21 protein-coding genes are annotated in these 23,601 nt (G+C 65.6%); 9 read left to right on the forward strand and 12 right to left on the reverse strand.

All coding sequences use genetic code 11. The annotated features are described in order from the left end of the window. The first annotated feature begins 362 nt into the window (after positions 1–362). A complete protein-coding gene (locus D0C15_RS12660; protein ID WP_162830058.1) occupies positions 363–1,247 on the forward strand; it encodes a helix-turn-helix domain-containing protein in 885 nt (294 codons plus the stop codon). After that, entirely contained in the window at positions 1,211–1,435 is a 225-nt protein-coding gene (locus D0C15_RS35695) for a DUF397 domain-containing protein (protein WP_116044467.1), read from the forward strand. Before D0C15_RS12660 ends, D0C15_RS35695 begins: the two co-directional genes overlap by 37 nt. A 74-nt stretch (positions 1,436–1,509) precedes the next feature. Here D0C15_RS35695 and D0C15_RS12670 read toward each other — a convergent pair whose 3' ends face one another. From D0C15_RS12670 to D0C15_RS12705, 8 genes are all read right to left on the reverse strand, one after another. Then, on the reverse strand, positions 1,510–2,013 hold the full coding sequence (locus tag D0C15_RS12670; protein ID WP_162830059.1) for a hypothetical protein: 504 nt from the start codon (positions 2,011–2,013) through the stop codon (positions 1,510–1,512). A gap of 3 nt (positions 2,014–2,016) precedes the next feature. Continuing rightward, positions 2,017–2,418: a hypothetical protein gene (locus D0C15_RS12675; protein WP_116044471.1), complete on the reverse strand. Its 402-nt coding sequence runs from the start codon at positions 2,416–2,418 to the stop codon at positions 2,017–2,019. 34 nt (positions 2,419–2,452) lie between these two features. After that, positions 2,453–3,697 carry a DUF6973 domain-containing protein gene (locus D0C15_RS35035; protein WP_245975728.1) on the reverse strand — a complete coding sequence of 415 codons (1,245 nt, stop codon included), beginning with the start codon at positions 3,695–3,697 and terminating at the stop codon, positions 2,453–2,455. Next, positions 3,698–4,033, reverse strand: coding sequence for a hypothetical protein (locus D0C15_RS12685; protein WP_162830060.1), 336 nt, complete (start codon positions 4,031–4,033; stop codon positions 3,698–3,700). A 183-nt stretch (positions 4,034–4,216) separates the two neighbouring features. Further along, positions 4,217–6,445 (reverse strand): DEAD/DEAH box helicase, encoded by a 2,229-nt coding sequence (locus tag D0C15_RS12690; RefSeq protein ID WP_116044475.1) that lies wholly within the window; start codon positions 6,443–6,445, stop codon positions 4,217–4,219. Between the two features lie 9 nt (positions 6,446–6,454). Then, entirely contained in the window at positions 6,455–7,687 is a 1,233-nt protein-coding gene (locus tag D0C15_RS34115; RefSeq protein WP_162830061.1) for a restriction endonuclease subunit S, read from the reverse strand. After that, positions 7,684–9,663 (reverse strand): type I restriction-modification system subunit M, encoded by a 1,980-nt coding sequence (locus D0C15_RS12700; protein ID WP_116044477.1) that lies wholly within the window; start codon positions 9,661–9,663, stop codon positions 7,684–7,686. Before D0C15_RS12700 ends, D0C15_RS34115 begins: the two co-directional genes overlap by 4 nt. Before the next feature lie 63 nt (positions 9,664–9,726). Continuing rightward, positions 9,727–11,637, reverse strand: a complete 1,911-nt coding sequence (locus D0C15_RS12705; protein WP_116044479.1) for an N-6 DNA methylase — start codon at positions 11,635–11,637, stop codon at positions 9,727–9,729. Positions 11,638–11,769: 132 nt separating this feature from the next. Here D0C15_RS12705 and shbA point away from each other — a divergent pair, with 132 nt between their 5' ends. The 7 genes from shbA (at position 11,770) to D0C15_RS12740 (ending at position 19,982) form a co-directional block, all read left to right on the forward strand. Further along, complete coding sequence (gene shbA / locus D0C15_RS12710; RefSeq protein ID WP_116044481.1) at positions 11,770–12,369, forward strand: RNA polymerase sigma factor ShbA; 600 nt, start codon at positions 11,770–11,772, stop codon at positions 12,367–12,369. A 7-nt stretch (positions 12,370–12,376) separates the two neighbouring features. Beyond that, positions 12,377–13,606, forward strand: coding sequence for a DNA sulfur modification protein DndB (locus D0C15_RS12715; RefSeq protein WP_116044483.1), 1,230 nt, complete (start codon positions 12,377–12,379; stop codon positions 13,604–13,606). Between the two features lie 24 nt (positions 13,607–13,630). Beyond that, positions 13,631–14,080: an Rv1352/Rv1906c domain-containing protein gene (locus D0C15_RS12720; protein ID WP_116044486.1), complete on the forward strand. Its 450-nt coding sequence runs from the start codon at positions 13,631–13,633 to the stop codon at positions 14,078–14,080. Positions 14,081–14,159: 79 nt separating this feature from the next. Continuing rightward, positions 14,160–15,806: an alkaline phosphatase D family protein gene (locus D0C15_RS12725; protein ID WP_116044489.1), complete on the forward strand. Its 1,647-nt coding sequence runs from the start codon at positions 14,160–14,162 to the stop codon at positions 15,804–15,806. Further along, positions 15,803–17,095: an alkaline phosphatase family protein gene (locus D0C15_RS12730; RefSeq protein WP_116044491.1), complete on the forward strand. Its 1,293-nt coding sequence runs from the start codon at positions 15,803–15,805 to the stop codon at positions 17,093–17,095. The genes D0C15_RS12725 and D0C15_RS12730 overlap by 4 nt, the downstream gene beginning before the upstream one ends. Positions 17,096–17,159: 64 nt before the next feature. Beyond that, the gene (mdlC, locus tag D0C15_RS12735; RefSeq protein WP_116044494.1) at positions 17,160–18,740 is read left to right on the forward strand and encodes a benzoylformate decarboxylase; all 1,581 of its coding nucleotides are present in this window, start codon (positions 17,160–17,162) and stop codon (positions 18,738–18,740) included. Positions 18,741–18,761: 21 nt separating this feature from the next. Next, positions 18,762–19,982, forward strand: coding sequence for an acyl-CoA dehydrogenase family protein (locus D0C15_RS12740; RefSeq protein WP_116044496.1), 1,221 nt, complete (start codon positions 18,762–18,764; stop codon positions 19,980–19,982). A gap of 4 nt (positions 19,983–19,986) precedes the next feature. Here the strand turns inward: D0C15_RS12740 and D0C15_RS12745 are convergent, their stop codons facing one another. Genes D0C15_RS12745 through D0C15_RS12760 form a run of 4 tightly spaced genes read right to left on the reverse strand, consistent with a single transcriptional unit; the run spans position 19,987 to position 23,403 of the window. Beyond that, on the reverse strand, positions 19,987–20,775 hold the full coding sequence (locus D0C15_RS12745) for an ABC transporter ATP-binding protein (RefSeq protein WP_116044498.1): 789 nt from the start codon (positions 20,773–20,775) through the stop codon (positions 19,987–19,989). A gap of 1 nt (position 20,776) precedes the next feature. Beyond that, positions 20,777–21,613, reverse strand: a complete 837-nt coding sequence (locus tag D0C15_RS12750; protein ID WP_116044500.1) for an ABC transporter permease — start codon at positions 21,611–21,613, stop codon at positions 20,777–20,779. Beyond that, positions 21,610–22,377 carry an ABC transporter permease gene (locus tag D0C15_RS12755; RefSeq protein ID WP_116044502.1) on the reverse strand — a complete coding sequence of 256 codons (768 nt, stop codon included), beginning with the start codon at positions 22,375–22,377 and terminating at the stop codon, positions 21,610–21,612. The genes D0C15_RS12750 and D0C15_RS12755 overlap by 4 nt, the downstream gene beginning before the upstream one ends. 3 nt (positions 22,378–22,380) lie before the next feature. Further along, the gene (locus D0C15_RS12760) at positions 22,381–23,403 is read right to left on the reverse strand and encodes an ABC transporter substrate-binding protein (protein WP_116044505.1); all 1,023 of its coding nucleotides are present in this window, start codon (positions 23,401–23,403) and stop codon (positions 22,381–22,383) included. Positions 23,404–23,601: the final 198 nt, after the last annotated feature.

Here is a 23,601-nt window from a genome sequence, read left to right on the forward strand (position 1 = left end):
ATCGAAGACGAGGCACACTCGCCCGCTCCGGGCGTGAACAGTCAGACGACGACGTCTGCCACTGGAGCTTCGATACCGGATGCGGCGGCGCACTCTTCTCCCCCTTGGCATGGACGGCGGTGGCTCTGCCAGGTCGGGGTCATGACAGAGCCACCGCTACGACTAGCTTGTGTAGCTAGTCATTTTAATGTAGTCGCAAGCGGTGTGCATCGAGAAGTCGCTGGATAGGGTGACGCCGCGCTGCTTAGTAGCTATTCACATCAACATATGATCGACTGTTAGCTACGCTGCATAGTCGCCAAATCGGGTGAAAGCCCGCTTGCGCTGGGGACATGACCCGCCGGATACGCGATGGTGGAGGCGTGGCCGAACGCAATGACTCGAATCCCCGTCGCCGACGACTCGGTACCGAGCTGCGCAAGCTCCGGGAATCCGCCGGCTACACCACCACAACCGCTGCCGAGGAGGTGGAGGACTTCTCGCAGAGCAAGGTGAGCCGTCTCGAACGCGGCGTGGCAAAGCCGAAGGTGCGCGACGTGCAGGCGCTGGCCGAACTCTACGGCGCGGACGCGGAGACCGTGGCGGCGTTGAAGGAGCTGGCCAGGGAGTCGAAGTCCACCGGCTGGTGGCACTCGGCCGCCCAGTCGCTACCGGACCGCTTTCGGCCGTACGTGGGGTACGAAGCCGAGGCCGTCCAGATCAAGAATTTCGAGTCGTACATGGTTCCCGGCCTCCTGCAGACGGAGTCCTACGCGAGAGAGGTGTTCGAGACCGCCATCGACATCACCCCACTGGAAGTCGAGCATCGCACTGATGTCCGTCTGGGGCGTCAGCGTCGATTGACCGAAGCAGAGCCACTACAGCTCTGGGCAGTCATTGATGAGATCGCCCTCCGCCGCGAGGTCGGCGGACCCGCCGTCATGTACGAACAGTTGTTGTACCTGGTAGAGCGGGCGAAGCTACAAAGCGTGGCCGTCCAGGTCATCCCGCTGACCGAGCTGCATGGCGCGCCCGGTCACAACTTCCACCTGCTCACCTTCGAGGACTCGGATGACAAACCTGTCCTCTACGTCGACACCTTCTCCGGCGGTATGGCTACGTCCAACGTGTCCGAGATCGAACGCGCGTCCCGGCTGTGGGAACATCTTCGCGGTAAGGCACTGAGCCGGAAGCGCTCGGTGGCGTTGATCGAGGACATCGCGGAGGAGCTTTGGGCACCGGGCGGAAGCCGTCGGTCGACGGCGTAGACCTCATCGCAGCGGTCTGGCGCAAGGCGTCAGCCAGTGACAACCAAGGCGCGTGCGTCCGCGTCGCCCAGCACGACGCCTATGTCCTCCTAGACGACAGCAAGCACCCCGCCCCGGCCAGCGGCGACGCCCTCGTCCTCTCCCCCGCCGAGTGGCGCGCGTTCCGCAACAGGATCGTCGGCCGCTAACTCGAGAAGAACGGGCTTCTCGAATCCGTGACTGCACTGCGCTCGTAATTCCGATAGCGCGAGCGACGACAGGGTCACGTGGTAAACAGCCACAGGTGCACGACCGGTGCTGTCGGATCGCTCCGGTCTACGAGGACTGTTCGGTTGACACCGTGAGCGCGCTCTCTGCCAGCTGGCAGGCGGTCGTCCCCAGACGCGACGTCCGTACCGCTGCCCAGCTCGAACCCCTCCACCGGCTGCATGAAGACGCGCTCCCCCGCCCGCAAGCGTGCTGTGAAACCTGAGTCTGAGAGGAGAACGTCAATCTCGTCTGGCTCCAGCACTATCGCCAGGACATAGAGCTGGTCTTGGCCGTTCTCGTCCCGCGCGCCCAGCACCTTCGCCGAGGGCGGCAACACAATGCCACCGAACCGCAGTGCTTGCTGGATCGTGACGGTCTGGACGTGTTCACTCGTAGTTCCTCGTGCGAACACTCTGTCGTTCTCGCCAACGCCTGCCGAGCAGGCCACAACTCCCGCTCCCATCGTCAGGACGAACGCAATCGCACAGGCGACCCTCGTTCTACGTCGGTCGTGCACCGATTAGGGCTTCCCGTCCACGAGTTGGAGCCTTCCGGTGTTCGGCGGATCGGCAACGACGCGGACGCCGTGGCCGTAGGTCCCGTCGAACACGTTGACGCGCACGGACACCGCTTGTTGAACAGCACCCGCATTGGTAAAGACAAGGATGTTGCCGGGCCCAGTGAACATCTCGCCCATGTCGATCTGCCCGCCGACGGTGTGCTGAACAAGCTCGCGCGATACGGGTTCAGCAAAACTGTGCACCTGGTCCCACTCACCAGGCACAAGCTGGCGCAGCGGAACCGATCCGCCTGCCTGGCGAAGCTCCTGTAGTTTGGCCGTCAACTGCTCGTCCGCGCGCAACTCGGTCCCTTCATCGCCGCAAGCTGTTGCAAATGGCATCAGCAAGATCAGCCCCGTCATTAGGAGCAGCCGGAGGACAAGCGATCGACTCTGACTAGTTCTGGTAAGTGCCATAGTTGTCGCCGTCGCGTCCGTAGTTGTATCCGCCGGAACTGTTTCCATCGTCATGAGGTGTCGGATCGTGGCCTCCAGGTGCGGGTGGATCCGTGGCTCGGCCTGTGTCTCCGATGCCGACCTGATCACTCGGAACCAGCCTGCCGTCCTGGCCAACCACGACCATCTCGCCATTCCGCACTGCCTGCTCGATGTGTTGCTTTAACTCGTCGGGACCTGCGTCAGGATGCTCCGCAGCGATTCGCCGGCCAACCTCGTTGTTGTGTAGATCCATGGCTTCGGACGAGGCAGGGTTGTCCGGCTTGCGCTCGTGCGCTGTGGTGTAGCCCTCGGTCCAGTCCTGGCCGAACCGGTTCGCGAGCAGTGCGTTCCAATAGGCGTGACGGAAAGCGTCCGCGTGCCCATCGGTGAGCGCCTTGCGGCCCTCTTCGCCAAAGACGTTCTCGGCGTCGTGGAGTGCGGTCTTGTAGATGCCGTATGCGTCTACGGCGCCAGCGATCCCAATGTCATCAAGGTGGCTTGCCTCGCTCGCGGTGACCTCCTGCGGCTCCATCCCGAACCGCTCAGCAAGCCATCCGAGCGCACCGCTGGGATACGTGGTCATCCCGTTCGGGTCGACTGAGACCTGGTACTTGGCGAGAATTCGGTCGTGTAGCGAACCCTGCTCGGCGCCAGCCTGAGCTGCAGCCGTCAACGTTGTGGCGCCGCCGTCACCGATCTCGTTGCGTTCTACCTTGCCGAGAACGTCGGCGAGTTCGTTGTCGATCTCCGTAGCGCGCTGAGTGATCTGCCGAATTCGATCGAGCAACTCGGTCCTGACCTGCTGCCGCTCCTGGCTTACAGCCTCCAGCTGATCAGGTGGGGTTTCCGGCGGAGGCCCCGGGTCGATGACACTGCCGTGATCACTAACCGTCATCTGATGCGCCTGGGCCAGTGCATCTGCCTCGGACACATCGAGCAGTAGAGCGGTGATCGCGTCCGAGGCAGTCATCAGCGCGGTACGGGCGGCGTTGACGCCCGCGACCAGGTGCTCAATACCGTCCGTGTGCTGAGCGAGTCGAGCCGATGCTGCTTGAGCAGCGTCTCCCGTCCAGCCGGTTGGCGTGGCCGCGGCGGCTAGCTCGTCACTGAACCCGAGCAGATCATCACTGCGCGCTTTGAGCTGCTGCTCAGCGGCATCGAGCAGGTCAGGTTGCCATTGACGGATCTCACCGAAGGCGGCCATCTAGATCGGTCTCATTCCGCCGGTGCGGTTAAACCGTATATCCGCTTCGGCGGCGTCTTCGTTCACCGCATAGTGCGTACTCGCGGCCAAGAGCGTTTCGCTGTGCTCGCGAACTGCGTCGCCGTAGTGCCTGATTTCATCCTTCCAGGCAGTGGACAACGTGCGTGCAGCCTGCGCGGACCGGGCACCAGGCAACGCTTCCGGCACACCGGTCAGAGTGCCCGCCAGGTCAATAGAGGTCAGCTGGTCAGCCAGGTCCGCAGCAGCGTTTCCCGCGCTGGCGATCGCCTCCAGCGTGACTTGATACCCGTTCACATCTCCCCCTGCGTTCCCCACGCGAACACGGTACGACAGCACGGGATGAAGTATGGGGGTTCAACCGAATGCCACCCATCAGGAGCAGTTTTCCGAAAGTGGGCTTCACGAGTCCGGGCGTCAGCGCATTCGTCAACAGCCATGTTCAATGCAGAACCGCTGTTCGGGCTACAACTCGTCCGCGAGCACCTACTTCGTTGGTGATCAGGTGATGCCGAGTCGGTGTTGCTCGGCCAGGATGATTCGCCGTTCCATCGGGACGGCCTCGTCGTCGAGGACGGCCGGTCGGTGCTCGCTGGTGTCCACAGACCGGTTATCGGCGTCCTTGGCGTCGCTCTTGCGCGCGAATTCGGCAAACAGCAGGCTCTTGCGTTCCTGGATCTCCCGTATGCGCTCGTCAACGGTGCCCTTGGCCAACAGCCGGTGCACCTGCACCTTGCGGATCTGGCCCATTCGGTAGGCCCGCGCGATCGCCTGCTCCTCCGTGCTCGGCTTCCACTGCGGCTCAGCGAGGATCACCACGGACGCGGCCTGCACGTTCAGCCCAACGCCACCGGCCTCGATCTGGCTGAGCAACACGGCGTGGCCCTCGTGCCGGGTGAAGGCGTCGACCAGTTCCTGCCGCGCGGGCGCTGGCACCGAACCACTGATCGGGCCCATCGCGGCGCCGCCGAGCTTGTCCTGAATCGTGCTCAGCACCTGCAGGAAATAGGAGAACACGATCACTTTGCGCCCGTCCTCCCGCGCCTCGTCGACGATCTCCGCGAGGCGGTCGAGCTTGGCCGAGTCGGGCGATTTCCAGGCGGCCTGGCGCATCTGCATGAGCTTGCGGTCGCGCACGTCGGCTTCGTAGATCTTCTCGTCGGCGGGAGTGGGCTGCACCCAGTCCTCGATCTCGATCTTGTCGGGCAGCTCGGTGAGCACGTCCTCCTGGTTGCGGCGCAGGTACACCGGGGCGACGACGCGGCGGAACCGCTTGGCGCCCGCGATCGCGTCGGTGGCATTCACCCGCGCGGCGACTTTCGGTTGCAGGTACTGGACGAGGTTTCGGAACTCCTCGACGCGGTTCTCCATCGGAGTTCCGGTAAGGAACAGGACGCGCTGCGCGTTGGTGCCTGCCGCGGCGATGACCTGCGAGCGGCGCGCGTTCGGGTTCTTCACGTAGTGGGCCTCGTCCACCACCAGCAAGGCGACCTCGCTGTTCAGCACACCGTCCAGCCGGTCGAGGGTGTTGAAGGTGGTCACCGCGACGCCCCCGGCGCGCAACCACCGCTGGGTCGCGGAGTCCCGGTCGGCGCCGTGCAGGCTGTGGGCGCTGAGCTTGGTGTGCTTGCCGATCTCGTTGATCCAGTTGATCTGCACACTCGCGGGGCAGACGACGAGGAAACGGAGCTGGCCTTTGGCAGCCAGATGCGCCATGACGGTCAGCGCCTCCACGGTCTTACCGAGCCCCATCTCGTCGCCCAGGATCGAGCGCTGCTGATGGATCGCGTACTGCGCGCCGAACGCCTGGTAGCCGCGGAGGGTGGCGGTGAGCATGCTGAGGTCCAGCGGGACCGCGCTGATCGCCTGCCGCAGCTCTTCCGGGATGTAGCCCTGGGCAGCTTCGGTCTCGTCCTGCTCACCGGCACCGCCGACTGTGGACAGCAGCGCGTTGACCGAGGCAGCCTCGTTGGCGTACTCCTGCCACAGCTGCTGCGGGCTGTAGGAGTCGGGGTTGAGCGCCCGTTCCTGCTGCTGCACGGTCTGTTGCAGCGACACCACGCGGGGTTCGGCGAGGATCGCGTCGAGCTGCGCCAACGCGGCGAGGGCAGAACGCTTCTTGGCACGCCCACTGAAGAACATGCTCGCGCGGCTGGCCGCGCGCTCGGCCTGCGCCACCAGCGGAGTGGTCTGCGCGACGAACTGTTGCAGCGGTTGCCGCAACGACGCGACCGCACTGTCGGCGCGGCGAGTGGCGGCGAGGATCGCGAGCAGCTGGGTCTGGCCGGGGTCCTGGCGGTCGGGGTCGAGCCGAACCCGGGTGTCGCGCCGCAACTGCGCGGCGAGTTGACGCGCGACCGACGACACCCGCTGGGACGTCTGTGGCCCGATCCCCGGCACAGCCTCCAACTGGAACGGTTGCGCGTTGGCGACGCTGCCGACCGTGCTGTAGCCGGCATCGGCGAGCGTGCCGAGGCGTGCGCCCTTGCCGGCGAGGTCGCGCAGCTCGGTGATCGGCTTGGCGTGCAGGGCGACCTGTACCTGCCGGTCGGCCAAGATCGCAGTCTGCTGCTGGGCGCTCGCCCGCAACGCTGCTGGCGCGTTGAGTAGCGCGGCGGTGCGCTCGGCGAAGGCACGGACACTGTCGATGGTGGCCCGCGCCGCCGCGCCGACCTTCGCCTTGGCGGCATCGACCGCCGAATCGGGGGGCTGGGTATCGGGCGGCGGCATGTCCAAGGCTCAGCGCACCCCCGAGCGAGCGGTGGTCACGTCGAGCTGCCCAGTGACAGCCGCTGTGATGAGCGCCTGCCGCCGCTCCGCGAGAAGGTCGAGTTGCCGTTTAATAGCATCTCCCGTATCGGCCAGATGCCTCCAAGACAATTCTATACGGTCCACAATATCCTCCTGCACTCTTCGCTCTGGCACATGGACCGGAAACGAGCGCAGGAAATCGTTGTTGACAATTGGCAAGGTCGTGTATGGGGCAAGATCTAGAATCTCAGATTGAGCAGCCCACAACTGCCAGGCTAAAAACTTGGAGCTTATCAACCTATTCGTTTCGATGGCCGTTATCTGTTGATTACCCGACGCCGGAAAGTCCAGGTACGCCACTTTACCAGCAGTAGCGCCGATTCCAACGATCAAAACGGAGTCCGGTTCAAAACGCGGGACCACTCCGTCTGCAACAGCTTCCGATGACAGATGCTTCTGCGGCTGCCCGAGTTGGATTCCACCAACAAAACTGGCCGGAGCAAACCATGGTACTCCTGCTTTGTTTTCTCCGAAATAGTTTCGACCAGCGGAGGGAGGAGTTGCTCGTGTCTTGACACGTGAGACAACTCTGCGAACAGGAAGAGCCTGGGACCGAGAGCCGCCCCACGCCAACAGTCTACCTGTGGCAGCCTTAACTTCCGAATCAAATCGACCGAAAAGAGTAGCGCGAAACTTCTTCCGCAGTTGCGCGAGTTGGTCGACCCGGGAGGTTTCGGCGTCGAGGAAGTCGGCGATGCGCCGCTGCTCCTCCAGGGGAATATCGGCGACAGGAAAATCCCGGACGAAGTCATCTGGAACGCGTTGTAGGCCCGCAACGCCCTGGAAGGCGGTGACGCCCTCAGTCAGGAAGGGTGCGGACAGCACCACATAGCGGAGGAAGCGAGCATCAACCGTAAGCTTTGGCCTTAACACGTGTAGCTCTGTGCTGCCGGCTCCAATCCCACCCAAAAGGCCCTTCGCTATAGCCGACCGCCCTGCTTGAAAAGTCGGGGTGACTTTCGGGACGACCACGTCACCGTTCCGGAATCGGGTATAGCCGGTAGAGACCTCCGTTTTGGGCCGCTTTCGCTTCATATCAACCCTGCTGTCCGCCCATACCGTCTCTAGCGGCATGAAAGTAACTTCATCGTCTGGAGAGAGGCGATCAAATTCGGGAGTGGGCGGGTTGATGTCGGCGAGGTGGCGAAGGCGGAGGTTCACTCGGTCACCTCATTGAGAAGGCGCTGGATTTGAGTCTCGAGGTCCTTCAGTTCGGCGTCAATCTCCTCGAGCGGCCTTGGTGGCACGTACTTGTAGAAGTGTCGTGTAAACGGGATTTCATAGCCGATCTTGGTCTTGTCGTGGTCTACCCAGGCGTCCGGCACATGCGGCAGCACCTCGCGGGCCATGTATTCGTCGATGTCCTCGTCGAGGTGCACGTTCTCGTTGTCACGCAGGTCGGTGTCCGGCAGTGGGTTGCCCTTCTTGTCGAGCTGCAGCTCACCCTCCGGATCGCTGACCGATACCGCATTCCACACTGCCTTGTCGACTGCGGCGGGTAGCTTGCCCAGTGGTGACAGTGCCTCCGCCAGCACTGGGGCGAACTTGGCGCGGGAGAACAACGCTGACACCCCTATCAACGGGCGCAGCGCATCAACCAGCTTCTCCCGGTGCTCGTACTTCGCCAGAGGCTTGGCGACCTCCAGTTCCGCCAGCGTCTCCTCGGTGACCTCGAAGCGCAGCTTCAGCGGCCGCTCCACGGTGATCCGGCGGTAGCCGAAGTCGCGCGTTGCGAAGACCTTCACCTTCTCGTGCATCGGGTGCTCGGCATCCTCCGCCGCCGTCAGCGCCTCGCCATACAGCGCCGTAAGCTTCGCGATCTCCTCGTCCGGGATGTACTTACGCTTGTCCCCCAATGACTTGCGCATCTTTGCCCAGTGCTCCCGTGCGTCGAGCAGGATCACCTTTCCGCGGTGCGCCTTGTCCTTCCGGTTCGACAGGATCCAGAAGTAGGTGGAGATGCCCGTGTTATAGAAGAGTTGGTCGGGCAGGGCGACGATCGCTTCGAGCCAGTCGTTCTCCAGAATCCATTGCCGGATCTTGGACTCGCCCGACTCGGCCGCGCCAGTGAACAGCGGCGAGCCGTTGAAGACGATCGCCAGTCGCGAGCCGGCACCGTCTTCCGAAGGCTTCTTCATGTGGTGAATCATGTGCTGCAGGAACAGCAGCGACCCGTCGTTGATACGCGGCAATCCGGCACCGAAGCGGCCGGCGTGGCCGACCTTCGCCTCGTTCTCGACCTCGTCCTTGACCTTCTTCCACTCCACCCCGAACGGCGGGTTGGCCAGCAGGTAGTCGAATTTCTTGCTGTGGTGCCGATCCTGGCTGAACGAGTTGCCGAGCTTGATGTTTCCGGCGTTCTCGCCCTTGATCATCATGTCCGACTTGCAGATCGCGTAAGACTCCGCGTTGAGCTCCTGCCCGTGCGGCACGACCGTCGCCTGCGGGTTGTGCTCGAGGATGAAGTCCTCGGCCGCGGTGAGCATCCCGCCCGTCCCGCAGGCGGGATCGAGTACCGTCTTCACCACGCCGGGCGTGGTCAGCTCCTGCTCGTCCGGCGCGAGCAACAGATTGACCATCAAGCGGATCACCTCGCGCGGGGTGAAGTGTTCACCCGCGGTCTCGTTCGAGATTTCCGAGAACCGCCGGATCAGCTCCTCGAACGCGTAGCCCATTTCGTGGTTGCTTACCGTCTTCGGACTGAGGTCGATCTCGGCGAACTTCGACGCCACCTGATAGGTCAGCCCCGCCCCGTCCAGCCGGGCCAACTGCGTCTGGAACTCGTATGCCTCGAAGATCTCGCCAGCATTGTCCGAGAACGCGCCGATATAGGACCTTAGGTTGTTCGCCACGTTGTCCTGATCCCGCACCGCAGCCTGAAAGTCCAGCTTCGAGGTGTTGTAGAAATCCACCCCCGAAGCCTTCTTGAGCATGTGGTCCATGTTCTGGACCTTGCCCGTCAGCTCCGCCTTGCGCGCCAGCACCTTGTCCTTCGTGGGCGCAAGCACGCAGTCCAGCCTGCGCAGCACGGTGAACGGCAGGATCACCTTGCCGTACTCGGACTGTTTGTAGTCACCACGCAGCAGGTCTGCCACCGACCAGATGAAGCTCGCCAGCCGGGTGTTCGTCGTGCTCACAGGTTCTCCCTCAGGGATTTGCGGGTAACGATCGTCTTGTCGGTCGGGGCGTAGCGAATGTTTCTACTCCAATGGTGCGAGAGTGCCTGCGGCCAGCCCGTCGGTCATGCTGCGGGTCAGTCCGGTGCCCAGGTTCGCGGCCTGCCGGATTCCGTCCGCGAACATCGCCAGCTCGTAAAACGTAGCGCCGAGCCGTTCTTGCAGTCCGATGTCCAGCACCGGGATCTCGATGCGCCGCACGTCGAGTCGGTGTACGCCGGACAGTGTGCTGCTGCTCGCTCTGAGGCTGGTGCACGCACGGATATGCCCGGCGAGGAAATCTGCGTCGAGCCGCTCGTCGTCCACCCGGATCAATTGCAGGTTGGGGCCGAGCACCAGGCCCTCAGTGGTGATGACTCGCGGCTTCGGACGCCCGTCTCCCGCCACCAGCAGCGGCACCACGAGGTCACCCGGCCGCAGGTGTTCCAGGGCGATCTGGTCCATCTGGTTGTCATTCAGCCGCGCGGTCGGTTCACTGCCGGTGGCCACGTCCCGTCCGGTGAGCACGAGCGGGCCGTCGGCGTCCTCGCTTTCGTTTAGGTCCAACTGCTTGACCTGCTGGCGCAGAACCAGCGCACCGGCTCGTGCCAGGTCGTTGATGGTGGTGTAGGCGCGTGGCGTGCGCGATTCCGCCCGCATCTCCGGTAGCAGCTCGCGCAGCTCACCGAGCGTGCGGATCAGCTCCGTCCGGGTGCGCTCCAGGCCGGGAACGTCGAGCTCCATCGCGGGCGGCGGGAGATGGCGGCTCGGGGTGAGATCCACGTCCTCGTCGAGCAGGTCGATGGCCTGCACCACCCGCCGCACCCCGGCGATCTCCTCGACCGACCCGCTGTCTACGTACTGCCGCCACGCCCCGAGTACCTCCTCGCGCAGCGCCGACCAGTCGGCCCGGCCACGACGTTCGGGTTGGTGACGACTCGCGTCCACCAGCATTATCGGGTCGACGGCACCCTGATCCGGGTTGCGCAGCACCCACAGGTGGATTGCGATACCCGTGGACATCAACACGCCCGCGGGCAGGGCGATAATCGCGCGTACTGCTCCGCGGCGCAGCAGCGCCTGCCGGATCATCCGTCCCGAACGGCGCGATGCCACTCCGGCAGGCAGCGCCAGCACCACCGAACCTCCCGGTTTCGCATGGGCCAGGCAGTGCTGCACCCAGGCCAGCTCCGGATCGCTCTTCACCGGGTAGCCATACTCCCAGCGTGGGTCGATGCCGAGGTCCTCGTGCCCCCAGTCGCGGTAGCCGAACGGCGGATCGCACAACACCGCGTCGGCCCGCAGCTCAGGGAAGGCATCCGCACGTAACGCGTCGCCCTCGGCGATGTCCCGTGAATTCAGTCTGGCCTGCGCGAGCCGGGCCAGCCCCGGATTGATCTCCTGCCCCACCAGCCGGTCGGCACCGCGTTCGGCTGCCGCGTGCAGCACGTTGCCCGGCCCGCATGCCGGGTCGAAGACCGTGCCCTCAATCGGGGCCGCGAGTTCGACCATAATGCGCGCCAGCTCTGCTGGCGTCGCCAGGTGTTGGCGCTGCTGCCGTTCGAACAGCCGTGTACACAGCAACTCGATCAGCTCGTCCGGCGACTCGTCACCCAGGTCGTCAAGGACCGCTTGTACGCGGGGCTCGAGTACCGCCGCCGACTCCGGATTGCGGAGGTAGGTCGCGACGTCGGCTACCCCCTCGGGCACGCCACCATCACCCCTGGTTGCGTCGAGCGCGCGCCACAGCGCCTCCGCCGGACGATCCCCCGACACCTTGCCCTGCCGGCGTAACCAGCGCTCCACCTCCGTCAACCGGAACGACGGTGTCGCTCCGGAGCCCAGCACCGGCTCGGGGAAGTCGGCGTGTCGCCTGCGCCAGTTGCTCACCGCCGCGCGACCGACACCCGCCAGGCGTGCGACATCTGCCGCCGTCACCAAGGCGTCGTCTGACATGGGAACCTCCAGTGTAATCAGGCGTAACCCTAACATGACAACGAACTACCTGTTGACTGTGAACATCTCAGATGCTTCACTCTATCCGTCAACACCCAGTCGGATTGTTTCTCCCGCCCCGAAGGTGCGCTCATGAATTCGCTCAGCAACGAGGACCCGGACGCCGAGGCGCTGGTCGCGGCCGCCGTGGCCGGCGATCGGGCAGCGCTCAACGAGTTGCTGGCCGAGCTACGGCCGAAGATCATCCGGTACTGCCGCGCGCACACCGGGCGGGCACAGAGCACCTACGCCTCTGCGGACGACATCGCGCAGGAAGTGCTCATCGCCGTGTTGAAGGCGCTCCCCAGCTACCGGGCGACTGGCCCCGGGTTCACAGCCTTCGTCTTCGGCATCGCCGCGCACAAGGTCTCCGACTTCCACCGCAGGAACATGCGGGAGCGGGCGACCTTGATCGCGGAAGCGCCCGACGTGCCCGACCATCGACCCGGCCCCGAGCAAGCAGCTCTTCGCGACGAGCTCAGCGAACGGCTCGGCGCCCTGCTCGACACCCTCCCGAAGGAACACCGCGACATCGTCGTTCTCCGGCTCGTTGTGGGACTGACCAGCACGGAGACCGCCGACGCGATGTCCTCGACGTCCGGCGCGGTCCGGGTCACCCAGCACCGCGCACTCACCAAACTTCGCCGCCTACTCACTGCCGACGGCGAACTTCCCAACCACACCAAGAGATGAGAAACCCATGTCACTGACCGTCGACACCACCAGAATCACCGCAGGCAGGCGCTACGACACCTACCTCGCGATGCGCAGCGTGCAGGGCGGCCGCACCGTCTACAGCACCCGCGTCCCGCTGCTCGACCTGGACAAGATCCTGCCCGTGCCGGACCCGGCCCAGCCCGACCCGGACAACCGGAAGGTCGACACCCGCCACGCCAAGGCGTTCGGTGAGTACGTCACCAAGCACGACAGCTGGGTCGCTCCCGCCCTCCTGGCCAGGGACAACGGCGGCTGCGACTTCCAGCCGCTGGACAACAGCGATGACAAGGTCGGCTATCTCGAGATCCCGTGGTCCACCGGCGCCCTCGGCGCCCTGAGCACCATTGACGGTCAGCACCGGATCCTCGGCACGCGACTGGAGATGCGCAGGCTCTCCGAGGAAGTCGCCAAGGCCGAACGGGATCTCACCCGCGCACGCTCTGCCGACCGCTCCGCCAGGATCGAGGCCAAGCTCGTCGAGCTCCGTGCGGCGTTGACGCGCCTGGAGCACGAGTCCATCGGTCTCGACATCTACGTCGAACCCAACTCGGTGCTCGCCCGGCAGATGTTCGTCGACGTCGCCGACAACGCCAAAGGCATCTCCACGGCGCTGCGGGCCCGGTTCGACGGCTCCAAGATCGCCAACCGGACGCTGGACCGGGTGCTCGACCACGCGCTTTTCAAGGGCCGCGTCGACCTCGAGCAGGACCGGATGACCCGCAACAACGTCAATCTGATCGGCGCCAAGCACGTCGCGGACCTGACGAAGGCTGTCGCAGTCGGTGTCGGTGGGCGGATCAGCAAGCGCAGGGAGGCCGAACTCTCAGAAGAAGCCGTAGTCGAGGGCGTGCACAGCTTCCTGGACAGCATCACTGGCGCGTTCACCGAACTCGCAGACGTCGCCGAGGGCACCCTCAGCCCGTCCGACCTGCGTAGCCGCTCCCTGCTGGGCTCGGTCGGCATGCTCCGCGTGCTCGCCGGCAGCTTTCATGCGCTGCGGGAGAAGGAGATCGACGAGGACGACATCACTGCCTTCCTCGCCACGCTGGCCCCGCACATGAGTGCTCCCGTATCTGAATCCGGCATCTGGCGCCGCACCGAGGCCAGGCGGGACTTCGAGCCGGAAGCCTCCGCGCCGATCATGCGGACGCAGAACCTGCTGCACCTCGTCTCCACCGTCACCTCCTGGTACCCGAACGCACCGCAGAACTGATTCGTGAGAGGCAAGACCATGTCTATGAACAGCAAGCTCGTCATCGCATTCAGCACGTTGGCCGCCGGGATCGCTGCGGGAGCACTCACCGGCTGTGGCTCCACTACCGGCTCACCGATGACCGCAGCAGCCATCACGAGTGCCCCGCCCGAAACCGAAACGACCACCGTGACTGCGACCGTGACGGAAACCGTCACCGAAACGGTGACCACCGAACCTCCACCTCCGCCCGGCCCGAAGGTGGAGTTCGGACCCGGAACGTGGGAGGTCGGTGTCGACGTCCAGCCAGGCAAGTACAAAACGGCGGGCCCCGACGGTGGTTTGCCGTGCTACTGGGCGCGGCTGAAGGACACCTCGGGTGACCTCGGCTCGATCATCAACAACAGCATCCTGGAGGGTCCCGGGACGGTGACCATCAACAAGGGGGAACTGTTCGAGACCAGTGGATGCCAGGACTGGATCCAGGCTGCCTGACGACGCGCTACTGAAATTCTCCTGAACGGGTGTCGCTCGATAGTGACTTCCGGCGGGGGATCGTGAAAGGTGTTCGCGCATGAGCGCGCTGAGTCGACGGGACGTACTACGGGCCGGTGGGACGCTGGTGGCGGTGGCCGGGACCGGGCTGGTCGGCGGGGCCGCCTTCGCGGCTCCCTCCGGCGGTGTGCCTGCGGCGTTCGCACACGGTGTCGCCTCGGGCGACCCGTTGCCGGACGGGGTACTGCTGTGGACGCGGGTGACTCCCACCGAGGACGCCCGCCCGGGCTCCGGCGCCGGCCCAGACGTCCGCGTGCAGTGGGAGGTCGCGCTGGACGAGGGGTTCCGGACCGTGGTGGCGCAGGGTGACACCGCAACCGGTCCCGCCCGCGATCACACGGTGAAGGTCGACGTCCGCGGGCTTGATCCGGACAGCTGGTACTGGTACCGCTTCCGGTTCCGCGGGGCGGTTTCTCCGGCCGGCCGGACCCGGACCGCGCCCGCCGCCGGTGCTCCCGTCGATCGGCTGCGGATGGGCGTGGTCTCCTGCGCGAACTGGCAGGCAGGTCACTTCGCCGCCTACCGGCACCTCGCGCACCGGCAGGATCTGGACCTTGTCCTGCATCTGGGCGACTACCTCTACGAGTACGCGCCTGGTGAGTACCAGGCCCGCGACACCGTGGTGCGCCCGCACGACCCGCCGATCGAGATGACCGTGCTCGAGCACTACCGGCGGCGCCACGCCCAGTACAAAACCGACCCGGATCTGCAGGCCCTGCACGCGCACGTGCCGTTCGTCGTCACCTGGGACGACCACGAGTCGGCCAACGACGCCTGGTCCGGCGGCGCCGAGAACCACACCGAGCCCGCCGAAGGCACCTGGGCCGATCGGCGGGCCGCCTCGCAGCAGGCCTACGCCGAGTGGATGCCCGTGCGTTACGAGGCGGGCGGCCGTCTCTACCGCCGGTTCACGTTCGGCTCACTGGCCGAACTCTCGATGCTCGACCTGCGCACATACCGCAGCAAGCAGGTCGACAACCCGCTCGATCGCGCCGCCGACGATCCCGACCGCACCATCACCGGTGACGAGCAACTGCGCTGGCTGACCTCCGGCCTGGTGGACTCCGGCGCACAGTGGAAACTCGTCGGCAACCCGGTGATGATCGCCCCGGTCCGCTTCCCGTCGACGCTGTCGACCAGGGAGCTGCAGGCGCTCTCCCAGCTCACCGGACCTCCGGTCGAGGGCGCTCCCTACAACGTCGACCAGTGGGACGGCTACACCGCTGACCGCACCGAACTGTTCAGCACCCTGCGCGACCACGGCGTGCAGGACACCGTGTTCCTCACCGGCGACATCCACTCGGCATGGGCCTGCGAACTCCCCGCGGATCCACTCACCTACCCGCTCAACCGCAACTCCGTCGGTACCGAACTGGTCTGCACCTCGGTCACCAGCGACAACCTCGACGACATCCTCCGAGTGCCTCCACGAACGGCATCGCTGCCCGTGGAGGCCGCAATTCGCGCCAACAACCCGCACATCAAGCACCTCGAATTCGACTCGCACGGCTACTCCGTGATCGAGGTCTCTGCCCGGCAGGTACAGATGGACTGGTTCGAACTCGCCGACCGCACCGATCCCGGCAGCAGCGCCCGGCACGCCGTTTCGTTCGCCGTTCCCGCGAGCACCCAGCGGGTCCAGCAGGTGCGGGAGCCGTTGCGATGAGCGTCGGCCGCAGGCACTTCCTCCGTCTCGCCACCGGCACCAGCGCGGGCTTGGTGTTCTCCGCGAGTTCGCGTACCGCCTTCGCCCAGCAGCATTCGGGATCGCTACGGGTCTATGTACTCGTCGTCGACGGTTGCAGGCCCGACGAGATCGGCCCGCTGCGCACCCCGAACCTGCTTTCGCTGCGCGACGGTGGAACCCACTTTCCCGCCGCCAGGTCACTGCCGGTCATGGAGACCATTCCCAACCACACCATGATGATGTCCGGCATACGTCCCAATCGCTCCGGCGTGCCGGCGAACTCCGTGTACGACCGGGCGGAGGCGAGGATCCGGACCCTCGACCGGCCTTCCGACCTGCGCGCCCCCACGCTCCTCGAAAGGTTGCGCGAGAGCGGTCACGTCACCGGCAGCGTGCTGAGCAAGACCTACCTGTACGGCATTTTCGGCGAGCGCGCGAGCGTGCGCTGGGAGCCCTTCCCGATCGTCCCGGTCAGCGAGCACGCACCCGACCTCGCCACGACCGACGCGTTGATTTCCATGGTGGAGCACGCCGATCCGGAACTCGTGTTCGTCAACCTCGGCGACGTGGACCGTGTCGGCCACAGCGATCTCACGGGTACGACCCTGCGGGCAGCACGCACGGCCGCACTGGTCTCCACCGATCAACAGGTAGGCCGGTTCGTCACACACCTCAAGAGCACCGGGCGCTGGTCCTCCAGTGTGCTGCTCGTGCTTGCCGATCACTCCATGGACTGGTCCCTGCCACACCGCGTGATCTCACTGCAGCCGCGAATGGACGCCGACCCGCTGCTGGCGGGTGCGGTGGTGGTAGCCCAGAACGGCGGCGCTGACCTACTCACCTTCACCGGGCCCGCCGAGCGGCGGCAGGCCGCGCTCGCCCGGATGCGCGATCTGGCAGCAGACACTCCCGGCGTGCTGTCGGTACACGAACCGGATGAGCTACGGCTGGGCCCCGAGGCGGGTGACCTCGTCGCCTACTGCAGGGCCGGATGGCGGTTCACCGAACCCGCCGTGCTGTCCAACCCCATCCCCGGCAACCATGGCCATCCGGTCACCGAGCCGATTCCGTTCTTCGTCGCGGGCGGCCATCCAGTGGTCCGTCAGGGCGCGGTCTCCTCGGCGCAGGCACGAACGGTGGATGTCGCACCGACTGTGGGCAAGCTCTTCGGCTTGAGCGATCCGGAGGGCGGATACGACGGAACACCACGCATGGACGCATTCGTACCGGCGGCACTTCCCAGCCGGAAATCTTCCGTCAACCACTGACAAACACTTGCCCCTACCCGTTAGTGTCGTGCACCACACGACACGCGACTGGGGCTGATGGGGCATGGGCACGGTACGGGACGTCACCCGGGATCTGCTGCGTGAACTGGGGCTGACGACCGTTTTCGGCAATCCCGGCACCACCGAGATTCCGTTCCTGACCGGCTGGCCCGGGGATTTCCGTTATGTGCTCGGGTTGCAGGAGTCCGTGGCGGTGGCGATGGCCGACGGGTACGCGCAGGCAGGCAGGCGGCCGGTGCTCGTCAACCTGCATTCCGCAGGCGGCGTCGGCCACGGCCTCGGACATGTTTTCACCGCCTACCGCAATCGCACGCCGATGATCGTGCTCGCCGGACAACAGGTTCGCTCACTGCTGCCGGGGGAACCGTTTCTCGGTGCCACCGACGCGACCACGTTTCCCCGGCCCTACGTCAAATGGGCCTGTGAACCAGCCCGCGCCGAGGATGTTCCCGCCGCACTCGCGCACGCCTTCCACGTGTCCACACAGCATCCACAGGGACCGACTTTCGTTTCGGTGCCCGCCGACGACTGGGACACCGAAACCCTGCCGGTTCCCGTCCGGCCACGAATATCCGGGTTCGCCCCCGATCCCGGAGCCATCGAGGAACTGACGGCCGCACTCGGCAACTGCCAACGACCCGGCATCGTCGTGGGCCCTGCCGTTGACGCCGACGATGCGGTGGACGATCTCGTCCGGCTCGCGGAACGGCTTGACGCCGGGGTGTGGGCGAGCCCGATGTCCTCGCGCTGTTCCTTCCCCGAGGACCATCCCCTGTTTCTCGGTTTCCTGCACCCCGAACGCCGCGCGCTGGCCCGGGCCCTCGCCGCCCACGACCTGGTACTCGTCCTGGGCGCGCCAGCCTTCACCTACCACGTCCACCGTGGAGAGCCGGAAACCTCGCTACCGCCCCTGTTCCTGATCAGCGACGACGAACAGATCCTCGCGCGCGCCCCGCAGGGTCTCGGCATCCGCTCGACACCGCGCCTCGCCATCCGGCACCTCTGCGACCGGCTCCCGCAGAGCCGCCGTACCCCACCCGCGTCAATGCCACGGCCCGCGAAACCCGAAGCGACCGTGCCGATCTCACCATCCTTTGTGTACTCGGTTTTGGCTGGGACGCTGCCCGGCAACGCCATCGTCGTCGAGGAGGCACCGAGTCACCGCACCGCCCTGCACGAGCACTTACCGATCACAGCTCGCGACACCGGCTTCCTCACCGTCGCCAGCGGCACCCTCGGCTATGGCCTACCCGCCGCGATCGGTGCGGCACTTGCCCGCCCCGAGCGACGCGTCGTCGCCGTCATAGGTGACGGCTCGGCGATGTACAGCATCCAGGCACTGTGGACAGCGGCGCAGGAGCACGTCCCGGTCACCTTTGTCATCATGGACAACTCGCAGTACGCCGCCGTTCGCATCCTCGGTGAGGCGATCGGCGGCGAGAAGCTACCCGGAGTCGATCTCCATGGCATCGACTTCGTCGCCATCGCAGGCGCCCTCGGCTGCCGCACCCATCAGGTCACCGAGCCCGACGAGCTGTCCTCCGCGCTGACCGCCGCACTCGCCGATGACCAGCCCAATCTGATCCATATTCGCGTCGATCCCAACCCACAGACCCTGTACTGACCGAGCAACTGGGGCTTATCCATGCAGCCATGCCTGACCGGCACTCAACGTCGTTTCGTCGAGCAAGCAGGCGTCCTCGCGGACAAGTTCGCCGAGCGAGCCGCCGAGTTCGATGAGCAGAACACCTTTCCCTTCCGGAACTACGACGATCTCCGGGAAGCCGGGTTCCTGCGACTGACCGTCCCCACAGAACTCGGCGGGCTCGGTGCGGGCCTGCCCGAGATCCTGCCCGTGCTGGAACGCCTCGCCATGGGTGACGGCGCCACCGCGCTCGCGGTCACCATGCACATCTCCCCGCTCGGCCAGTGGGCGGGTGTCTGGCGGCGAACCGGGAACCCACGCCTTGAAGGCCTGCTTCGCCAGGCAGCCGAGGGCACTCTGGTCTGGGCGTCGGTCACCAGCGAAATGGGACTGAGCAACGATATGACCGATGCCAAGACCAAGGCCGTCCGCGTGCCGGAGGGTTTCCGGCTCACCGGCAGGAAGAGCTTCGCGACGAACACCTCCGTCGCCACCCATTGTTCCACCACTGCCCGGTACGAGGATGCCGAAGGCGGCCCGCGCCTGCTGCTCTGCCAGATCGCCCTGGACCAGCCCGGCGTCCGGATCCACCAGACCTGGAACACCATGGGCATGCGGGCCACCCAGAGCAACGACCTCGAGCTCACCGATGTGCTCGTCGATGACTCCGCCGTCGTGCACTCCCTGCCCGTCAGGCACCTCGACGCCAGGGTGCTGGAGACCGTGTGGGCCTGGGCCATGCCTGCTTTCGCCACCGTCTACACCGGAATCGCGGCGGGTGCGCTGGACTGGGCCTGCCGTCAGGTCACGACTCGCGGCCGCAGTAGCGATCCGGTGCTGCAGGACGCGATCGGTGAGTGCCAGATCCTCGTCGAGAGTTCCCGCGCACTGATTCACCGGCACGCGGACGAAGTCAGCGGTGGCAGACTGTTCGAACTCGGCGTGCAGGAAGGCATCTCGCGCTGCGCGCTGGTCAAGTACGTGGCGAGCAACAACGCCGTACGCGTGCTGCAGCGGCTGGTCGACGTCGTCGGCGGTGCCGCGTACAGCAAGGCACTGCCGTTCGAGCGCATGTGGCGCGACGCCCAGGCCGCCACGTTCATGCCGATGGGAAACCTCGCCGCACGCCGGTTGATCGGGGCCAGCGCTCTCGGTCACCAAGTGGCTCCCGTGGTCGGTTACGACGAAACCGGACCCGCCAGCAGGCCGCAGGAACCGTAACTGATCACGACACCGCTGCGGACTGCGTTCCGCCACGCAGCAACCGCGCTACCTCCCCGCGCAAGGCCACGAACCCTGCGGACTCTCGTGTGATGATCTGATCACGCTCAGCGGGGAGATCCACCTGGAGGTCGGCCACAATGGACGCCGGCGAGGGAGACAGCACCAGAATGCGGTCACCGAGATAGACACTCTCGTCGATGTCGTGCGTCACCAGCAGGACGGTGCTGCCGAGGTCCCGCTGCACGCCGCGCAGCAGGTCCTCCAGTTCGAACCTCGTCTGCGCGTCCACCGAGGCGAACGGTTCGTCCATCAACAGCAACGCCGGCCTGCTCGCCAGTGCCCTGGCGATCGACGCCCGCTGTTGCATGCCGCCGGAAAGCTGCCAGGGATACCTGGCCCCGGCGTCGGGCAGCCCGACCCAGCCGAGCGCCTCCATCGCCCGCTCCCTGCGCTCGGCTCGGCTCAGGTCCCGCCACCGCAGGGGGAACTCCACGTTCTGCCGCACCGACAACCACGGGAACAGCGATCTGCTGTAGTCCTGGAAGACGACCGCGAGATCGTCGGGCACTCCGGACACCGGATCACCGTGCAGGCGCACTTCGCCACCGGTCGGCTCGATCAGTCCCGCGATACACCGCAGCAACGTCGACTTCCCGCAGCCCGAAGGACCGACGATGCAGGCCAGCTGCCCGGTCTCCACCGTGAACGACAGATCCCGCACAGCGACGCCCGCATCGTCCTTTGCGGAGAAGGTATGGCAGAGACCGTTCACTTCCAGCATGGCCTGCATGTCATGCGCCTTCCAGTAGTCGAGCCTGTGGCATGTTGCGCGCCGGTTGCCAGCGCAACGCGCGGCGCTCGACGGACAGCAGCAGCGAGTTGAGGCCGTACCCGAGTGCTCCGAGCAACACGATCCACGCCCACATCACTGGGAAGTCGAACTGCCGCTGCGCGAACAGCAACTCGTAGCCGATCCCGTTCACCGCACCGACGAGTTCGGATACGACCATCAGGATCACCGCGATCGACAGGCTCAGCCGAAGGCCGGCAAAGATCTTCGGCAGTGCGGCAGGCAACACGACCATCCCGATCCAGTACTGCCGCGGTGTCCGCAGCGACCGCGCCGTTTCGTGCTGGAGCCGGTCGATCGACCGCACCCCGTCGACCGTGTTCAGCAGGATCGGCCACACCGAGGCGAAAACGATCGTCGCGAGCTGCATGGTCGTCCCGATTCCGAACAACACCAGGAACACCGGGATCAGCGTCGGCGGCGGAATGGCCCTCGCGAAGGCGAACAGTGGCCCCACGTAGTCCATCCCCGTGCGGGAACGACCGAGTGCGACACCAGCGGCGACACCGAGAACCCCCGCGATCAGCCAACCGCCGAGTACCCGAGCCAGGCTCGGCACGATGTCCTCGAATACGGTGTCGGTAAGAAACAACTGGTCGACCGGGCCACTCAACCAGATTCGCACACCGGTACCGAGTATTGCGCTCGGCGGTGGAAAGAACGTGTCGTCCACGACCCGCGTGGCGAACTCCCACAACAGCACGAGCGCGACGAACAGCGCCCAGTTACGGAGCAGATGACGAAGGGTGCGGTGCACCGTACGGCCTCGTACGCTCATGTCACATCCGCGGTGATCGTGCTCCAGCCGAACAGCTTTCTGCCGAGCCGTTCGAGACCGTCGTTGATCAGAAACCCGACCAGGCCTGCGATCAGCGTCGCGGCCAGCACGAGGTCCATCCGGCCCGCACCGCTACTCGCCTCCAGGATGAAGTTGCCGATCCCCCGGCTCGCGCCGGCCAGGAACTCGGTGCTCACCACCAGGATCAGCGCGATGGCCCCGGACAACCGGATCCCGGTGAAGATGAACGGTGCGGCGTGCGGCAAACCGACGTCGGTCAGCATTCGCACCTTGCTGGTACCGCACGAGCGCGCGGTTTCCAGCAACAGCGGGTCGATCTCGTCGAGCGCGTAGATCGTGTTGTAGAGGATGGGCCAGATCGCCGCGTAGACGGCCAGGGTGATCTTCGCTTCCGGGCCGCCGCCGACCACCAGGATCACCAGCGGAATCAGGGCGACGGAAGGGATCGGGCGCAGGAACTCGACAATCGCCCGCGTTGCGACCCGCACCAATGGGACGCTGCCGAGCACCAGTCCTGCCGGGACCGCTATCGCGACGGCGATGCCGAGCGCGATCGCCCAGGCGAGCACCGAGGCGATCACGTCTCGCAGGAACGACTCGTCCCCGAGCAGCCCCGCGACCTGACCGAGCACGACACTCGGCGGCGGCAGAAACCGTTCCTGCACAATCCCCGACCTGACGGTCACCTCCCACAGCGCGAGGAAGACCGCAAGGCCCGTCAGATTCCGGAGTACCCGCGGCACGCGTCAGGCCGTTGACGGTTTCGCGATCATCGTCGCCGCATCCATTTCCTGCTCGATCACGCCGAACTCCAGCAGCAGATCCGGCACGCGTTGCAGCCGCTGTGCGTTCAGTTCGGACTGGAAGGTCAGCAGCGAGGTGAGGGCGGCTGTGTCCTCGTCGATCTTGCCGTGCTCAACGAGTAACGGCTCGACCTTGCTCCGATCGGCAGCCGCCTCGTCGGTTGCCTTCTGCATCGCGCGCTGGAACGCGCCGACTGTCTTCGGGTTACCGTCGGCGAACTTGGCCAGCGATCCGTAGCCAGCGGTGGGCAGGTCCTCGGTCGGCCCGGTCGCGGTGTCCACAACGGGCACGGCCCCGACGCTCTTGGCGGCCAGGGTGATGAAGGGCTCGGTCAGGAACGCCGCGTCGACATCGCCACGCTCCAGCGCGCCGGCCATCTCAGGGAACGGGGTGCTGATCCAGTCGACGTCGGAGAAGTCGACGCCGTTGGCTCGCATCGCCGATTTGACCAGCACGTCGGAGATCGTGTTCGTCGCGGTCACGGCTATGCGTTTGCCCGCGAGATCCTTCACGCCCTTCACCGAGGAATTCGGCATCGCGGCCACCATCGTCGTCCTCGGTCCAGCCGAAGAGGCATCGGCCACGAACTTGATGTCAGCCGCCTTCTTGCTGTGTGCCACGAAGAACGGCGTGTAGCTGCTGTAGGCGATGTCCACCTCGCCGCCGATCAGCTTGGCCAGCGACGCCTGCCCGCTCGGTGCGTTGACGGCCTGCACGTCGAGTCCCTCTTCGGTGAAGTAGCCGTTCTTCATGGCCAGGTGGAACGGGGCGAGATCGGTCGTCGGCATGATCGAGACCTTGATGGCGGCCTTCTCCACGTCACCGCCGCCGCCCTCGGCATCGTCGGACGAGCCGAGCAGTCCGCAACCGCTCGTCGAGGCGAGCAGGCCGAATGCGGCGACCAGGACTCCCGCCCTGACTCGCCGTCGAGGGTGTCGAGCGGTACTGATCACGTGTCGCAACAAAGCCTTCTCCTCGCGAGAGTGCCGATTCGGGTCGAGTAGGGAGTTGCAGTGCCACCCCAGGCAACGGGGCGTCACAGTAGCGACACCCAAGCTCCCGTAACAACGTGCCGAGGTAACAATCCTCGGAAATTTCCCGACGAAAGTAGGTGAAACTTCAGCAATCCAGCCGGTATAGGTAGAATTAACGACGCCGTAGCG

The sequence above is a fragment of the Amycolatopsis palatopharyngis genome (assembly GCF_003385185.1).
Taxonomy (GTDB): Bacteria; Actinomycetota; Actinomycetes; order Mycobacteriales; family Pseudonocardiaceae; genus Amycolatopsis; species Amycolatopsis palatopharyngis.

Excerpts from the sequence above, each read along its gene's own strand:
- D0C15_RS12675 (WP_116044471.1), bottom strand. The coding sequence starts at position 2,418 with ATGACGGGGCTGATCTTGCTGATGCCATTTGCAACAGCTTGCGGCGAT.
- D0C15_RS35035 (WP_245975728.1), bottom strand. The coding sequence starts at position 3,697 with ATGGCCGCCTTCGGTGAGATCCGTCAATGGCAACCTGACCTGCTCGAT.
- D0C15_RS12690 (WP_116044475.1), bottom strand. The coding sequence starts at position 6,445 with ATGCCGCCGCCCGATACCCAGCCCCCCGATTCGGCGGTCGATGCCGCC.
- D0C15_RS12705 (WP_116044479.1), bottom strand. The coding sequence starts at position 11,637 with ATGTCAGACGACGCCTTGGTGACGGCGGCAGATGTCGCACGCCTGGCG.
- shbA (WP_116044481.1), top strand. The coding sequence starts at position 11,770 with ATGAATTCGCTCAGCAACGAGGACCCGGACGCCGAGGCGCTGGTCGCG.
- D0C15_RS12715 (WP_116044483.1), top strand. The coding sequence starts at position 12,377 with ATGTCACTGACCGTCGACACCACCAGAATCACCGCAGGCAGGCGCTAC.
- D0C15_RS12720 (WP_116044486.1), top strand. The coding sequence starts at position 13,631 with ATGAACAGCAAGCTCGTCATCGCATTCAGCACGTTGGCCGCCGGGATC.
- D0C15_RS12725 (WP_116044489.1), top strand. The coding sequence starts at position 14,160 with ATGAGCGCGCTGAGTCGACGGGACGTACTACGGGCCGGTGGGACGCTG.
- D0C15_RS12730 (WP_116044491.1), top strand. The coding sequence starts at position 15,803 with ATGAGCGTCGGCCGCAGGCACTTCCTCCGTCTCGCCACCGGCACCAGC.
- mdlC (WP_116044494.1), top strand. The coding sequence starts at position 17,160 with ATGGGCACGGTACGGGACGTCACCCGGGATCTGCTGCGTGAACTGGGG.
- D0C15_RS12740 (WP_116044496.1), top strand. The coding sequence starts at position 18,762 with ATGCAGCCATGCCTGACCGGCACTCAACGTCGTTTCGTCGAGCAAGCA.
- D0C15_RS12745 (WP_116044498.1), bottom strand. The coding sequence starts at position 20,775 with ATGCAGGCCATGCTGGAAGTGAACGGTCTCTGCCATACCTTCTCCGCA.
- D0C15_RS12750 (WP_116044500.1), bottom strand. The coding sequence starts at position 21,613 with ATGAGCGTACGAGGCCGTACGGTGCACCGCACCCTTCGTCATCTGCTC.